At 39.8% G+C, this 15275-nt stretch carries 18 protein-coding genes; all 18 read left to right on the top strand.

Features of this window, described 5'->3' with window-relative positions; genetic code table 11:
- Positions 1-239 (top strand): hypothetical protein (locus FZC40_RS16255; RefSeq protein ID WP_148606275.1); only part of this gene is annotated, 239 nt, incomplete at its 5' end.
- Entirely contained in the window at positions 220-660 is a 441-nt protein-coding gene (locus FZC40_RS16250) for a hypothetical protein (protein ID WP_317134849.1), read from the top strand. The genes FZC40_RS16255 and FZC40_RS16250, both read left to right, overlap by 20 nt.
- Positions 650-1009 (top strand): hypothetical protein, encoded by a 360-nt coding sequence (locus FZC40_RS16245; protein ID WP_148606271.1) that lies wholly within the window; start codon positions 650-652, stop codon positions 1007-1009. Before FZC40_RS16250 ends, FZC40_RS16245 begins: the two co-directional genes overlap by 11 nt.
- 2 nt (positions 1010-1011) lie before the next feature.
- Positions 1012-1860 (top strand): chitobiase/beta-hexosaminidase C-terminal domain-containing protein, encoded by an 849-nt coding sequence (locus FZC40_RS16240; RefSeq protein WP_148606269.1) that lies wholly within the window; start codon positions 1012-1014, stop codon positions 1858-1860.
- A 4-nt stretch (positions 1861-1864) separates the two neighbouring features.
- Positions 1865-2269 (top strand): hypothetical protein, encoded by a 405-nt coding sequence (locus FZC40_RS16235; RefSeq protein WP_148606267.1) that lies wholly within the window; start codon positions 1865-1867, stop codon positions 2267-2269.
- Positions 2236-2586, top strand: a complete 351-nt coding sequence (locus tag FZC40_RS16230; RefSeq protein WP_243135852.1) for a hypothetical protein — start codon at positions 2236-2238, stop codon at positions 2584-2586. The genes FZC40_RS16235 and FZC40_RS16230 overlap by 34 nt, the downstream gene beginning before the upstream one ends.
- The gene (locus FZC40_RS16225; RefSeq protein ID WP_148606265.1) at positions 2576-5887 is read left to right on the top strand and encodes a phage tail tape measure protein; all 3312 of its coding nucleotides are present in this window, start codon (positions 2576-2578) and stop codon (positions 5885-5887) included. Before FZC40_RS16230 ends, FZC40_RS16225 begins: the two co-directional genes overlap by 11 nt.
- 9 nt (positions 5888-5896) lie before the next feature.
- Positions 5897-6760 carry a phage tail family protein gene (locus tag FZC40_RS16220; protein ID WP_148606263.1) on the top strand — a complete coding sequence of 288 codons (864 nt, stop codon included), beginning with the start codon at positions 5897-5899 and terminating at the stop codon, positions 6758-6760.
- Position 6761: 1 nt separating this feature from the next.
- The gene (locus FZC40_RS16215) at positions 6762-7850 is read left to right on the top strand and encodes a siphovirus ReqiPepy6 Gp37-like family protein (protein WP_148606260.1); all 1089 of its coding nucleotides are present in this window, start codon (positions 6762-6764) and stop codon (positions 7848-7850) included.
- 13 nt (positions 7851-7863) lie between these two features.
- Entirely contained in the window at positions 7864-8835 is a 972-nt protein-coding gene (locus FZC40_RS16210; protein ID WP_148606258.1) for a hypothetical protein, read from the top strand.
- A 1-nt stretch (position 8836) separates the two neighbouring features.
- Positions 8837-10114 carry a hypothetical protein gene (locus tag FZC40_RS16205; protein ID WP_148606256.1) on the top strand — a complete coding sequence of 426 codons (1278 nt, stop codon included), beginning with the start codon at positions 8837-8839 and terminating at the stop codon, positions 10112-10114.
- Positions 10115-10135: 21 nt separating this feature from the next.
- Entirely contained in the window at positions 10136-10519 is a 384-nt protein-coding gene (locus tag FZC40_RS16200; RefSeq protein WP_148606254.1) for a hypothetical protein, read from the top strand.
- Complete coding sequence (locus tag FZC40_RS17220; protein WP_186843681.1) at positions 10516-10665, top strand: hypothetical protein; 150 nt, start codon at positions 10516-10518, stop codon at positions 10663-10665. The genes FZC40_RS16200 and FZC40_RS17220 overlap by 4 nt, the downstream gene beginning before the upstream one ends.
- A 42-nt stretch (positions 10666-10707) precedes the next feature.
- A complete protein-coding gene (locus FZC40_RS16195) occupies positions 10708-11001 on the top strand; it encodes a hypothetical protein (RefSeq protein ID WP_148606252.1) in 294 nt (97 codons plus the stop codon).
- A gap of 18 nt (positions 11002-11019) precedes the next feature.
- Positions 11020-11508 carry a phage holin gene (locus FZC40_RS16190; RefSeq protein WP_148606250.1) on the top strand — a complete coding sequence of 163 codons (489 nt, stop codon included), beginning with the start codon at positions 11020-11022 and terminating at the stop codon, positions 11506-11508.
- A 1-nt stretch (position 11509) separates the two neighbouring features.
- Complete coding sequence (locus FZC40_RS16185) at positions 11510-12868, top strand: GH25 family lysozyme (protein WP_148606247.1); 1359 nt, start codon at positions 11510-11512, stop codon at positions 12866-12868.
- Between the two features lie 132 nt (positions 12869-13000).
- Positions 13001-13756, top strand: coding sequence for a DNA adenine methylase (locus FZC40_RS16180; protein ID WP_148606245.1), 756 nt, complete (start codon positions 13001-13003; stop codon positions 13754-13756).
- Between the two features lie 322 nt (positions 13757-14078).
- On the top strand, positions 14079-15275 hold a 1197-nt coding region (locus FZC40_RS16175; protein ID WP_148606243.1), incomplete at its 3' end, for an anti-phage dCTP deaminase.

The raw sequence follows: 15275 nt of genomic DNA, 5'->3' as shown, positions 1-15275 counted from the left end.
GTGATAAGAAATCCATCCATATGACTGAATTTTACCAGGCAGCGACTACAGATTATAAGCCATCCATCACCCTGACTTTAAAACAGGCTGATTATGCAGGACAGCGGTATATCCAGTTTGAAGGTGATGTCTATACGATGATCCGGACATATGCAGCCAACAGCGAAGATATTGACGTGGTGCTGGAAAGGGGAATTAAACATGGGGATGCCTCGATCAGTGACGAAAGTCATTGTTAAAAAAGGAAAAACCAATATTCAATATACATCCAATGTGGAGCGAGTTAAATACACACTGTCTGAATTATCCAGGGCAGCTCTTAGAGATGTTGGAAAGTATTTGACTAAAGAATTTCGACTTGCTTACTATGGACACTTCAAGAAAAGACGTGGAAGAGTTGGCAAATTTACTCAGTATTGGGTGAGAAAAAAAGAATGCGATCTTCAAGTTGGTTTAAAATCGAATGCTTTTTATGGAGGTTTTCAGGAAAAGGGATCTTCAAAGACTCCGGCACTTGGTTTGCTAACTAAAGTTACTCAGGAAAATATTGCAACCATCGTTGAGATTGAATCTCAATATTTAAGTGCATTGGAGTCGGAAGCTGCAGCTTTGGCAAAAATCAGTGAAGAGGAATATGAAGGGGGATCAGATGGTGAGTAAAACCGTTTTATTAATCGAAGAAGTCAAAAAAATCCTTCAAAACGTCTATTTGGACGTTTTTTATATTGGTACGACCAAAACCACTCCTTACCCTTATATAACCTTTCAAATAAGCGATATTGGGGTCAGTAAAAAACTAGAATTGGACTATTGGACAGATCAACCGGATTCCATCGAGTTGGAAACATTAGCGGATAATGTGGGTGATTATTTGAATAAATATACGCTCACAAACGAGAATCACAGCATTACAATTTATAAAAACAACGACCGGCAACGGTTGGATGAAACAATTATTAAGCGGATTAATGAATCATACATGGTTCGCTACTTTGGAAAGGAAGAATAAAAATGGGAAAAGGAAAAGTACGAACAGGTTATAACCCAAAAACAATGGAGAATCTTCATACTGGTGCCGGTGCGTTTTTCAAGAATTTTAACGTTGGCGTTGATACGTATGACTCAGCTAGAACAGGAGGAAAGCTTTTAGGAGCCACACAAGGGGGCGGAGAATTTAAAGCGGTAGCTGATATTAGAAATGTTGAAATTGATGGGTTGCCGGGAAAAGGAAAAGGGACGGAGATTATTGACTCCTGGGATGTTTCACTGGCGATGACATTTATTGAAACGACTCCTGAAACATTAGCGCTATCGCTGGGAGCTGCAGATATTGATACCACTTCAAATGGGACTTATGACATTATTCAAGGGCGAAATGGTTTTGATGATAGTGATTATATTGACAATATAACATACATCGGAACCTTAACAGGGTCAGTTGAGCCGATTATTATCCAGGTATTTAATGCTCTATCAACTGATGGTCTTGACATCAAAGTTGAGGACAAAAAGGAAGGTGCAATCCCAGTCACTGTTTATGGTCATTATGAAGATAATGGTGATGGCTCTCTTGATGCACCACCATTTAAAATTTATTATCCAAAAGGGTCTAATGCAGCCACACCTGTTGCCAGTGTTAAAGGCGGAGCTTATGCAACCAGTCAGACCGTAGCCTTGACTTGTGCAACGACTGGAGCGTCGATTTATTATACAACCAATGGGTTTGAGCCGACTGCAGAGGATACATCTTATTCAACATCGATCACAGTGGCAACAGATATGATCTTGAAAGCGAAAGCAATTAAAACAGGCATGGCCGATAGTGCAACCATGACCGAAACTTATAGAATTGGAGAATAATTAAATGATTGAAAATGTACGAAAACTAAATACTGCAGATTTATTTGAATTTATGCGGATGGTCAAACGAACCGGGGTTAAGGATGAATTAAAGAAGGTTGCTAAGAATATGCCCAAAAAAGAAAAGCAGCCAAAATTGGCACTGGTGGAAAATGAAGAAACTGAAAACCATGAAATCGCTCAGGAAAAACCATCCCAGGCAGAGGTCGGAATTGATCTTGCTTTTTCGGTGATGGAAATTTTCTCCGATAAAAAAGCTGAGGACGAGATCTATAAATTTATCGCCCGTCCATTTCAATGCGAACCAAAAGAAGTAGCAGAAAATGATCTGATGGACACCATCGAAAAACTGAAAGATGTGGCCGACGCCCAAAAGTGGGCATCTTTTTTCAAGTCAGCAACTCAGTAGATGTTACTGAAATCGAGGAGTTGCTCCTAAGAAGATATAACAACATCGACTATATTTTAAACATGGATATTGATAGCGGTCTCGCATTTATTCGCAAAGCCTTTGAAAAAGAAGAGGATGCGAAATTGTGGGACCGCTATTTAGTTGATTATCGGCATATGGGACCGGAGAACTTCATCACCTTTGAGACCTATAAAGAAATGGCTCAAATGAAAAGCATACCGAAAACGAAGCAGGAAACCATCAATGAAATCAATGAGAAGGTTGAAAAGATTATCAATCTAACCCTGAAAGGAGGTGAGAACGATGGCGTTTGAGATCTTTAAACTGTTTGGTTCGATTTTTGTTGATACCAGTGATGCGAATAATGAAATGGACAGGGCCGGTACCAATGCTGAGATATTAGGTAAAAAGTTTGGTGATGTAGCAAAGACGGCTGATAAAATCAGTGATGGTTTAAATGGAGTAGGCAAAGGCTTTACAACTTATGTTACGGCGCCTTTAACAGCTTTGGGAACGGCTAGTGTAATTGCATTTAATGCTGTTGATGATGGCATGGATAAGATCATTAATACAACCGGAGCCATGGGGGACAAAGCTGAGGATTTAGAAAATGTGTATAAAAAAGTAGGAAAGACCATACCGGATACATTTGATAATATTTCTTCAGCGGTTGGAGATGTGAGTACACGGTTTAATGTTACCGGTGACCAGCTTCAATCCATGAGTGAGGATTTTCTTAAATTTTCACGAGTGACAGGAACCGACGTGGTAACATCCGTTCAGTTAGTATCTCGTGCCATGGGTGATGCCGGTATTCCGGCTGAGCAGTATAAAAGTGTCCTTGATCAGTTGACTAAGGCAAGTCAAACATCAGGTATCAGTATTGAAACCTTAACGGAGAACCTGACAAAATATGGTGCTCCAATGCGAGCGTTGGGTTTTGATACCCAGGAATCAATTGCCATATTTGCTGGTTGGGAAAAAGCTGGTGTTAATACTGAAATAGCATTTTCAGGGATGAAAAAAGCAATATCCAATTGGTCAGCTGATGGCAAGGATGCCAGGGAAGAATTCAAGAAAACACTTAAAGCTATTGAAGATACGCCGGACATTGCCAGTGCAACATCCATGGCAATTGAAGTATTTGGTCAGAAAGCTGGGCCGGATCTGGCGGATGCTATTAAAAATGGACGGTTTAGTTACGAAGAATTTTTGTCTATTATTGAAGGTTCGGATGGTACCTTGGACAACACCTTTAATTCAATACTGGATGCCGGGGACAAAGTCAAACTTGCATTTAATAAAATGCAGCAGGCCGGAGCAGATCTTGGTGAAACAATCTTAAATGTACTGGCTCCAATGCTGGATACAGCTGCAGAGAAGGTCAGTCAGCTTGGCGATTGGTTTAGCAATTTAGATCAAGGACAACAGGAATTCATTGTCAAAATCGGGTTGGTGGCAGCAGCTATTGGCCCAGTTTTATTAGTACTAGGAAGTTTAGCAGGAGCGGTCTCCAACCTTGCCGGATTATTTGTAACAGGTGGCATCCTAAACGGAGCTCTTGGCGCAGTATCAGCAGCTTTTGGTATTGGTACTGAAGGTGCCGTGGGGATGGGAGTCTCACTTGCAGCATTAACTGGACCGGTTGCAATCGTGATTGCGATTATTGCAGCTTTGGTTGCTGTTTTAGCGGGAGCATGGCAGAATTCAGAAACATTTAGAAATTCAGTTACAGGAGCATTCGAATCTATCAAAACTACAGCACAGGATGCTTTTGGAAGAATATCTGAAGCCATGAGCCCGGCACTGGAATCTTTTCAAGGCTTTTCAACAAGTTTGTCTCCAATTCTTCAACAAATTGGGGATCTCTTAGGAACTTATATTGTGCCATTGGTAGAGCAATTCATAAACAATTTCATCAATGGATTTTCGAGTATTATTGTGGCGATGGCTCCATTCATTGCAGCAATTGGGAACTTGTTCTCATTCATCGGAAATTATATTGGTTTGATGGCTGCTTTATTAAATGGAGATTGGGCATCTGCTTGGACTTTTGCTCAGGCAATGGGTCAAAATGCGTGTGACTTTTTAATTAATGTTTTTCAAGGATTATTTAACTGGGTTAGTTTAATTTTTCAAGGGATTTTTGATTTTATTGCAGGCATCTGGACTGGAATTGTTACCCGAACCACTGACACATGGACTGGCATAACAACGTTTCTGCAGACCGCTTGGCAGGTGATTTATGACAATACAATCGGAAAAATAACAGAACTGGCATCGGGAATTGCAGAAAAATGGGAAGAAACCAAGTCCGATACTTCAACTAAATGGGAAGGTATTAAAGGTGATCTGGCACAGAAGTGGGAAGATATCAAAACAAATGTATCTAACAAGGTTCAAGAAACTTTTCAGTCAGTTGCAGATAAATGGACGGATACAAAGACTGACTCAGAAACAAAATGGGGAGATATTCGAGATGATCTTACCACCAAAGCAGGTGAAATATTTCAAAATGTTACAGATAAAGTAAGAGAAATTGTTGATGACTTACCAGGAAAATGGCAGGAAATCAAAGAAACGGCTGGAACAAAATGGCAGGAAGTTAAAGATAATATTATCTCCAAAATCCAAAATTTACCGACTGATCTAAAGAATATTGCAACCGACATGATAAATCAAATGGTTGCAGGAATCCAGGAAACCGCGGGGAATGTTTACAGCGCGGTAACGGGACTTGTCAATGACGTAATAACGAAATTTAAAGAAGGCTTTGGAATCCACTCACCTGCCAGGGTTATGCTTGAAATTGGAAAGTATATCGTTCAAGGTCTAATAAATGGCTTAAACGGTGACAACCTCATGGCGTTTGTAAACAGCATGGTTGAAGATATCAAGTCCGCCTTTTCCAATGGCAATTTTAATCTAAAAGCAGCAATTGACTTTGTCGGCAGTGGGGCTGCTGAATTTTTTAAGAGCATCGGTATTGGTGGGTCTGATTTTGGAAACCTTGTGGCTCCGGTTAGTGGAGGCATCACATCATGGTTCGGAAACCGTAACGATGTCGGAGATGTTGGCTCACAGTACCACGAAGGAATTGATATCGGTGTTGGGGAGGGTACTCCAGTTGGTGCAGCTGGTGCGGGAACGGTTATTCAGGCTGGATGGAATGGCGGTTATGGAAATTCAATCACCATCGACCACGGCAATGGGCTGGAAACTTTATATGGTCATCTCTCAGAGGTACTTGTAAATGTCGGAGATTTGGTAAGCCAACTGCAGACAATCGGTCTTTCTGGGAATACCGGGAATAGTACCGGTCCGCACTTGCATTTTTCTGTTATTAAAGATGGGGAGCAGGTAGATCCGGCCAGTATTTTCGGTTATGCTTCAGGAACAAATTATGCAACTGCAGGTTTACACTGGGTTGGAGAAAAGGGCCCTGAGTTGGTTGGCTTTGATGGTGGGGAATCGGTTTATGATGCCGAAACAAGCGAGCTGCTTGCAAAAGGCAATGTGACCATGAACGTCACTGTTAACAGCCCAACGGCTTTATCGCCGGCCAAAACTGCTAAGCTACTAAAGCGGTCGGTTCAGGAATTGCTAATGAATTAGGAGGCTGGAATGCGAAAAATAAAATACATAAATTCCTTAGGGGAAGAGTTGCTTTTTGGCAATTCAGCCCCTTTTATTTTACAGAAATTTGAAGAAAACCAAGGCGTCAATAATTATAATTTCAAAGGTGTTGGTCAGGATGGGAAAACCTATCTTGGCACGACTCTGGATTCTAAGGACGTAAACCTTACAGTTGCGATTATCGCAAAGACATCGGACTTATACAATCAGTATAAAGAAAAGCTCTACCGGGTATTTAATCCCAAGCTTGGGCAAGGATACCTGGTCTATGACGATTATCTCAAAGAGCGAAAAATAAAATGCATCCCGGAGAAGATTCCGTTCTTAAAAGATGCGATCAAATCTGGAACCGGTCTTATTAACCTAACGGCCTATGAGCCGTTTTGGAAGGATCTGCAAGAAAGCATGGATGAGATTGCCTTGTGGGTGGCAGATTTTGAATTTGATTTGGTGATCCCAGAGGACACGGGCATTGAGATCGGCCACCGGGAACCGAGTTTGATTGTGAACTGTCTGAATGGAGGAGATGTCGAAACTGGCATCCGCATTGAATTTAAGGCCTTGGCCACTCTCACAAACCCGTCGCTTTTTAATGTCAATACCAGGGAGTTTATTAAGATCAAGAAAACCATGGCAGCCGGGGAAGTGATTTCAATATCCACCTACTTTGGGGATAAGCGGATCATCAGCAAATTGAACGGTGTCGAAACCAATGCATTTTATACTATCGATGAAGATTCAACCTTTCTGCAGTTGGAAAAAGGCGATAACTTGTTTCGTTATGATGCCGACTCCGGACTGGATAATCTGGAAGTGACGATCTATCATTACAACAATTATTTGGGGGTATAGTGTGGATCTTTATATTTATAATAAAGCACTGGCTCTACAAAATGTCATGGATACTTATGGATCACTCAGGTGGGTTAGGCGGTATACCGAGTGTGGCGAATTTGAGTTGCATTGCCCGTTTACCGTCGAGAATATTCGACTACTGGCACAGGATAATATAATCAGAAAAAAAGACAGTGACGAGGTCGGATTCATTGAATATCGAAACGTTAAAAGAGATGAGACCGACAAAGAGAATTTGATTGTCAAAGGGAAGCTAGGCGAGGGTTATCTCAACCGGCGTATTGTATGGGGACGTGAGATATTAAATACTACCTATGAGCTGGCCATGCGGACGTTGGTGGATAAAAATTGCATTAACCCAACAGATGCGAACCGAATCATTAATACTTTGATGCTGGGTGATCTTGGTAATTTTACCGGAAATGTCAATTTCCAGGTCTCTTATCAGAACTTACTCAAAGTGGTTGAATCCTTGTGTTTGGAAGCCGAGCTGGGAAACTGGGTTCGATTTGACAAGACCCTGAAAAAATTGAAGTTTGAAATATTTCAGGGATTGGATCGAACATCAAGCCAGACGGTTAATCCCCAATGTATTTTCAGTAAAGAATTTGACAACATCTTAGATCAGGAATATACCGATAGCATTATGGATTATCGCAATGTTGCGCTAGTTGGTGGCATCGGTGAGGACGCCGATCGGCGACTTGTGACGGTTGGAAGTGGTGTAGGATTGGATCGTTTCGAAGCATTCAATGATCAAAAAGGCCTGTCCAACATGGTGGATAATGTGGCAATGACAGAAGCTGATTATTTGGCGTTGTTAAGTAGTAAGGGCAATGAAACGCTGGCTGAAACAAAGAAGGTTCAGACCTTTGAGAATGGTGTTAATTTGAATTCAAATCTTAGATATAAGGTTGATTTTGATTTGGGGGATATTGTCACCTGTATGTCAAAAAAATGGGGAATCAGCATTGACAGTCGGATAAATGAGGTCGAAGAAGTCTATGAGGAATCTGGCAAGGAAGTAAATATTGTCTTTGGGAAAGAAATGCCCAGGACAATTGCTCAAAAAATAAAACTATTATGAAAGGGGTGATTTGATGGCAGAGATTAGTGGGTTTCATAATTCAAAGGACGGGGATCGGCGGGTTAAGTCTGATTTCTTTGCACGATTTTTCGGCAGTCTGATAGGTAATGGGGTTTTCATAAACCTAAGCACAGGACTTCAGGTGATGGCAAATGGGGACATGTCGGTGACTGTTAAAGCTGGGAAGGCGTGGATCAACGGCGTGTTTTATGAAAATACTGCCGATATGATTTTGAGTCTTGATGTAGCTGATGGAGTGCTTAAACGGATTGATCGGGTTGTACTGCAGTACAGTACAATCGAACGAACGATAGCTGCTAAGGTCAAAAAGGGAACATTTGCCAGTAGCCCAGTTGCGCCAACACTGCAGCGTGATGCCGATGTCTGGGAGTTGGGGATTGCTGACATATTAGTGAATAATGGGATCGTTAGTATTAGTCAGGCGAATATAACTGATTTAAGGCTGAATACAAGCTTATGTGGAATTGTTCATGGGTTGGTTGATCAAGTGGATACGAAAACGATATTTAATCAGTATTTAGCTTGGTTTGAAGAAACAAAACAAAAAGGTGAAGCTGATTTTAATGCGTTTCTTACTGATTTAAAAAATATATTGTCAGGAGATGTGGCTGGCAATTTATTAAATTTGATCAATGCAAATACAGCGGATATAGCAAGTAATAGTGAGGCAATAAGCTCTTTGGATACCCGCCTCGACATACAGGAACGCATCTTGACCGCCACCATTCCCATAACGGGGTGGAGCGGAACAGCACCTTATTCGGTCGCAATTACCGTAACTGGACTGACTGATTCAAGACCCGACGTCAACCCGATTTATTCAGCAACTTTGGCAACAGCGCTATTAGAAAAAGAATCATGGAACAAAATATCTTACATTAACTGTACTGCAAACACAATGACCGTTTTTTGTCTTGAAGAAAAACCAACAACCGTAATAAATATCGAATTAGTAGGTGGATGATATGGGCAGAGCAAAATTAAATGGGCAGAGTGGTGGGGCAAAGATCAATGGTATTATTGATAGCTATATTTTACAAACTGGAGAAAATGTTTCAGTGGGCGATTTTGTTGAGTTTTTAAAAAGCATATCAGCGGGATCAAGATCGGCTTTGAACTCATCATCCACTAACGGCGGCACATGCGCAGTTGCCATTAATAGCCAACAAGTTTTGGTAGTTTACAAAGATGATGCAAGTTATGGAGTGGCACAGGTTCTAACCATTGTCGGGGCTACGATAATTGCGGGGGCAAAATATGTATTTAATAGTTATGCAAGCACTAATCAAGTAACAGTCACACTTTTAACATCAAATACTGCAATTGTGGCATATGACGGCGGTGGTTATGGAGGGGCAAGAACATTAGCAATCAACGGGTCGGCAATAACGGTTGGCCCAGAAAATGTATTTAGAGCAAGTTGTAATTGTAGTTATATCTCGCTTGTGGTGTTAACATCGACATCTTTAGTTGCTATATTTCGGAATGATGGTGCAGGTTGCATGGGGTCTGCCTATGTGTTAACAATTAGTGGTACAACAATAACATATGCGGGCGGAGTTAATTTTAGCGGGGTGCAAGCTAGTTATATTTCTGCAGTTGCCTTGTCTCCTACAAGTATTTTTGTTGTATTCAAGGACGATAACAATAATCGAATGAGATCGATAGTTTTAACCATAAATGGTTCGACAATTACACCCGGAACAATACTTAACACCATGCTACCTTCCCCTGCTTATTTTTCTGTCGTGGCACTTTCATCAACAAAAGTATTGATAGTTTTCGTTGACAATGGGGGGTATGTAAAGGCATTTATTCAAAACATAAGTGGAACTACAATAACTAGTTGTGGGGCAGTAAGTTTCGGTGGAGTTGCAAACTCTTACACAAAAGCCATATTAGTGTCAGCAACAAGTGTTCTGGTATTATATTGCAACAATACATTATCGCTGGGAACGTCGATGATTTTAAAAATTGCAGGTAACAATATTCTTTTGGGAGATCCTATTATTTTTAATTCGGATGGCTATGCTATACAAAACATTTCAGTTGGACTTCTTCCATCAACATTGATTTGCCCTATTATGTATGTTACTTGTAATGCCACATATTACGCATATTCGCAAGTTTTATTACTTGCAAAAACAGCAAAAAAAAGTGCTAATATTATGTCAATTAATGGTGTTACAAAAACAAAGGGTTCAGCGGGCGAAACTATTAAAGCTTATACGTTGGCAGATTAAAAAGAAAAGGAGAAAAATAAAATGAATATTCTAACGAGAAAAGAGGACGACGTGATTGTTTACGTTGCTAAAACGACCGAAACGGTAATCAATGGAATTCTGGTTGATAATGATATGGTTTTTGGAAATGCAGATCAATATAATGTTTTTGAAGATGTGACGGTGCCTGAAGGCGTGGAACAACAAGCATATAAATATACTTCAACTGGCGGATTTGCAAAAAACGCGGATTATGTGCCTTATGTATCGCCGGAGGAAAAAGTCAAGCAATTAGAAACTGATTTAATTAACAGCAAGCTTGCCATGGCCGAGCTTGCGGAGCAGCAAGAAGCTGATAAACTAAATAACCAACTGGCACTGGCCGAAGTAATTGAATCAATTATGGGAGGAGGTACGGCAGCATGATTGTAAAAATGTATGCAGATTTGGTAGAGTTGAAATTGAGAGCAACAACCGAAGCAGATGCAACAGCGTGGGGCGTTGTAATAGTCCTAGTCAAATACAGGGCAGATGTAGTAGTGGAATTGGCCAAAAGACAGACAGCAGCTTAACGGCTGCTTTTTTATTGCAAAAAATATGAAAGGGGACGGTAAATGATTGACATTAATATTGTTCAAAACGGGTTGGCGATTCTGGTGACATTCATCACGGCGGAGGTTGGGGTGGTAGCGTGGTTTTACAAGACTGTTTTTAAAGAGATCAACAAGCTAAAAATCACATCGGAATGCCACGACGAAGAAATCCAATGCAGTAAGCAGGAACGGCGACTGAGTATCGAGGTCCAGCGGACAATTTTAGAGGTTGTAGCACGGAATAAAAATAACGGGAATGTAGAAGCGGCCATGGACAAAATTGATAATTTCCTGAATGATCAGGCGCATAAATAAAATTTAAGGAGAAACAAGATGAATTTAAAAGGTGTAAAAAAAGAAGTATGGGTTGGCATAGCTGCATTAGCATTAGTGTTAATTAACAATTTACTAACAGGATTGGGTTTGAACCCGATAGCAGTATCGGGAGACCAAATGTATAAAACTGGATCGGATGTTGCAACAATAATTGTTGCAGCTTGGATGGCGTATAAGAACAATAGTGTAACCATCCATGCACAGACAGCAGATGTATTTATGAAAAGATTGAAAGATGCAGCAATGCAAACTATAATTGATCAATCAAAGCAAATGCTCGCTGAAAGCGCGGAAGTTACAGCCGGAACAGTTAATATTAATAATGTAGCAACTACCGAATCGGCAGAAACTGAACCAGAAACGGCAGTTATCCCCGAAGCAACTACAGTAGCAGCGCTTACCCCAACGCTGACGGCCGAACAGGCAAGCGCCATTTCTGCTGTTGTTTCCGGTATGGTAGCACCTACGGGAACGGTGGCACAATAACATGGGATGTATAGGAAAATGCGTCGACTTGTCCGAGTGGCAAGGCGGCGTTGATTTTGGGGCGATGTACGGAGACTTACAGCAGTTTGGAGAGCCCGCGGTTTATATCCGTTATGCGGATGGATCATACATAGATAGCAATTTTGACACAAACATGACAAATGCTATCAATTCAGGATTTAGCCAAATTGGTGTGTATCATTTTAGCCGCGCCGACAACGGAGACGAAGCGCGAGATGAAGCGTCAAGAATTGTAGCAGCAACAAGGGCATATAATAGACCAAATATTGTTATATATGTTGACCTTGAGGACCAGAGCCGTACAGGTGTAGCGGATGAAGTTATGCAAGCCTTTGTAACGCAATGCCAAGCGTTAGGGTTTAAGGGAGGCGTGTATGCATCGTCAAGTTGGTTTAATGCTTATTTAAGTAGAGATTTTGCGCAAGGCATCCCGGCATGGGGCGCGCAGTATGGACAAAATACAGGATATCAAGATCCAAATGATTTGCCAGATATTTTGTTCGGAGTGTGGCAATATTCATCTATTGGAAACGTCGCAGGGATTGATGGGAATGCTGACATTAATTGGGTTTATGAAAATTATTGGGACGCGCCAAACCCCGTAACAGCTGCAGTAGATACAGAGGCGCCAACGTCGGATATACCAATCACGGATTGCAATCCTTGTTTTGGCGATAAGTACAATATTTATTTGCATAATGTTCAGGACAACGGTGGATCAGGCGTACAGTCAGTAAAAGTGGCCGTGTGGACGTTAGGCAATGGTCAAGATGATCTACAGTGGTACGACATGCTGCATTCAGCACCGGACCAGTGGATGTTTACGGTCGATTTAAAACAGCATGGGAGATGGTTGGATACATATATGAACCATGTTTATATTTATGACGGTGCGGGGAATCAAACATTTGCAGGGGCAGTTGAGATATCGGTTCAAGATGCGGATTTGAAGGCTACTGCTGACGTTAAAGTTGAAAAGCAAATAGTGGTTGATAATGATAGTGCTACCAATAGAGTTAATGTTCATAACATTCAATACACAGAAATGAGCATTGATGAAGTTCGGGTTGCATGTTGGAAGGATGATGAAGAGCCAGTTTGGAATAACACGCCATTAATCTTTGATCCATCTAACAATTCATATTCTGATAACATATTTATACCAGATCGGTATAAAGGAAGTGGCAAATATAACGTTCACGTCTACGGATGGAACCGAGTCAATGATAAGAATATCTGGCTAGGATTGGACACTTTTACGGTGATTTCGCAGGAAGAGCGAGATGCACAGCAAGATAAAATCATTGCTGATCTAAAAACAGAATTGGAAAATAAATAATCTAACCGTCTCGAATTACACACGATTATAAGTTGCCAGATCTAAACCCCTCGAATTCGACGGGTTTAGACTTTCTGAGACTGGGCCATCTCTTAATTGGGGTGGCTCTATATTTTATCATTAGGAGGAAAAATGAATAGTTTTATACCATGGATTGGCGGGAAACGCCTGTTAAGAAAAACAATAATAGAAATGTTCCCAAAAGACTTTGATCGATACATTGAGGTCTTTGGAGGTGCTGGATGGGTGATCTTTGCAAAAGATAAGCATGCAGATCTGGAGATTTATAATGATTATGATGGACAGCTGGCAAATTTGTTCAGATGTGTGAAGTATCACCCAGATGAAGTCAAGAAAGAAATAACCGGTGTTTTAAATTCCAGGGAGTTTTTCGACGACTTCAAATCTCAACTTGATATGCGTGGGTTAACCGACATTCAACGTGCTGGGCGGTATTTCATGATCATTAAGACATCATACGGAGCTGACAGAAAGACCTTTGGAGGGACAAAGAAGAATCTCAATAAAAGTACTGATTATTTAAGTGAGATCAGTGATCGGCTGAATGGCGTGGTGATTGAAAATAGAGATTTTGAGCGGATCATTAAGGTTCATGATCGTCCGGGTGCATTGTTTTATTTGGATCCACCCTATCATGGGACAGAGAAGTATTATCAAACCGGATTTGGTGATGCAGATCATATAAGATTGAGAGATTGCTTGAAAGAGATCAAAGGAAAGTTTATACTGAGTTATAACAATGATGATTTTGTCCGGGAATTGTACCAGGGGTTTAACTTGATTGAAGTCAGCCGGAGAAATTCACTGCTTGAACGGTATGATGGGAAAGACATGGAATACAAAGAAGTAATAATCACGAATTACTGAGAGATTACCTTATATTAAAGGGCCTTACGGTGTGGGGGCTTTTTGGTATGGGGTAAAGTAAATTGTTGCAAAAACAATATATGATTGTTTAATTCTTGAAGAGCACCTTTTATTAAGTTTAAAAATTACTCTTTTCTGAAGTTATTATTTGGTAAAATACACATTAAGGAAAAAGTATCCTAATTGATTTTTAAATTATTCATGAATTATGATATAATGCTTACATACGGTTGTATTAATTTAAAGAATTAATTTCCTTTTTTCGGGTATATTAATATCGACCCTTTTATCTTCTTAATTAGAGAATTAAAAAGGAGTATGTATGGATCTATCTAATCACCATAATGACAGTGAAGTTGTATTTGGTATAATAAGTCCAACAGGAACTGATACAAGTGAAGCTATTAATTTTATAATAGAACATTTGAAAAAATTTGAATATTCAGTGAAAATAGTTAATATTTCGTCTGAAGTTATTCCAAAGTTTTATAAAGATAATGAACATGAGCCGGATGATGAGTATGAACGCATAAACTTTTTGATGGATAAAGGGGATGAAATTAGAGGTACTGGTGATAATAATATTTTAATGGAGGGTGCTCTTTCAATTATTTTTGAAGATAGGAAGATGGAAGCATCGCCAAAAAAAAGAGTCGCGTATATTATTAAATCAATAAAGCATCCAGAAGAAGCTAGCTTGCTAAGGAAAGTATATGGAGTTGGATTTCATTTGGTTGGTATTACTAGTAGCTATGAAGCACGAGAAAAAAATTTAATTGAACGTAAAAATATTAAAGTTGGCAAGGCGACGGAACTATTAAATCGTGATAGGGATGAGTCATTAGAAAATGGTCAACATACAGAAGATGTATTCCAAAACGCTGATTATTTTATTGTTGTTAATAATGATCAAGATAATTTGAGATATAGCATTTATAGACTAATTGATTTATTATTTGGACATCCATATTTAACCCCAACATTTGATGAGTTCGCTATGTTTATGGCTTATTCCTCATCTCTAAGATCAGCTGATTTATCGAGACAAATTGGGGCAGTAATTACTAAAGATCATGAAATAATTTCTTCAGGGGCAAATGATTGTCCAAAAGTTAATGGCGGGCTTTATTGGCCATATTTAACTAAATCAGGAAAATATGATGATTACAAAGAATCACGTGATTATACTTTAAAATGTGATTCAAATAAAATGGAACAAAAAAAAATAATAGATAAAATTATTGATTCTTTAGGCGTTGAGAATAATGATGAGAACATAAAAAAGATAAAATCATCTGGGATAGGAAGCCTAACAGAATATGGGCGTGTAGTTCACGCTGAAATGGAAGCGTTACTAATGTGTGCAAGAAATAATATAAGTTCAAGAGGTGGCACTCTATATGCAACAACATTTCCGTGTCATAATTGTGCAAAACATATTATTGCGGCTGGTATAAAAAAAGTTGTGTATATTGAGCCATATCCCAAAAGCAAAGCACTTGAGTTTTATAAACAAGAA

This window comes from Acetobacterium tundrae, from assembly GCF_008086615.1.
GTDB lineage: Bacteria > Bacillota > Clostridia > Eubacteriales > Eubacteriaceae > Acetobacterium > Acetobacterium tundrae.
Note: the sequence above shows the minus strand (reverse complement) of the source record. Positions and strands in the feature narration are given on the sequence as shown.

What these genes read in the sequence shown, in the direction of transcription:
- FZC40_RS16225 (WP_148606265.1), top strand. Translation starts at nt 2,576, where the DNA reads ATGGCGTTTGAGATCTTTAAACTGTTTGGTTCGATTTTTGTTGATACC.
- FZC40_RS16185 (WP_148606247.1), top strand. Translation starts at nt 11,510, where the DNA reads ATGGGATGTATAGGAAAATGCGTCGACTTGTCCGAGTGGCAAGGCGGC.
- FZC40_RS16245 (WP_148606271.1), top strand. Translation starts at nt 650, where the DNA reads ATGGTGAGTAAAACCGTTTTATTAATCGAAGAAGTCAAAAAAATCCTT.
- FZC40_RS16180 (WP_148606245.1), top strand. Translation starts at nt 13,001, where the DNA reads ATGAATAGTTTTATACCATGGATTGGCGGGAAACGCCTGTTAAGAAAA.
- FZC40_RS16235 (WP_148606267.1), top strand. Translation starts at nt 1,865, where the DNA reads ATGATTGAAAATGTACGAAAACTAAATACTGCAGATTTATTTGAATTT.
- FZC40_RS16200 (WP_148606254.1), top strand. Translation starts at nt 10,136, where the DNA reads ATGAATATTCTAACGAGAAAAGAGGACGACGTGATTGTTTACGTTGCT.
- FZC40_RS16240 (WP_148606269.1), top strand. Translation starts at nt 1,012, where the DNA reads ATGGGAAAAGGAAAAGTACGAACAGGTTATAACCCAAAAACAATGGAG.
- FZC40_RS16190 (WP_148606250.1), top strand. Translation starts at nt 11,020, where the DNA reads ATGAATTTAAAAGGTGTAAAAAAAGAAGTATGGGTTGGCATAGCTGCA.
- FZC40_RS16195 (WP_148606252.1), top strand. Translation starts at nt 10,708, where the DNA reads ATGATTGACATTAATATTGTTCAAAACGGGTTGGCGATTCTGGTGACA.
- FZC40_RS16210 (WP_148606258.1), top strand. Translation starts at nt 7,864, where the DNA reads ATGGCAGAGATTAGTGGGTTTCATAATTCAAAGGACGGGGATCGGCGG.
- FZC40_RS16205 (WP_148606256.1), top strand. Translation starts at nt 8,837, where the DNA reads ATGGGCAGAGCAAAATTAAATGGGCAGAGTGGTGGGGCAAAGATCAAT.
- FZC40_RS16220 (WP_148606263.1), top strand. Translation starts at nt 5,897, where the DNA reads ATGCGAAAAATAAAATACATAAATTCCTTAGGGGAAGAGTTGCTTTTT.
- FZC40_RS17220 (WP_186843681.1), top strand. Translation starts at nt 10,516, where the DNA reads ATGATTGTAAAAATGTATGCAGATTTGGTAGAGTTGAAATTGAGAGCA.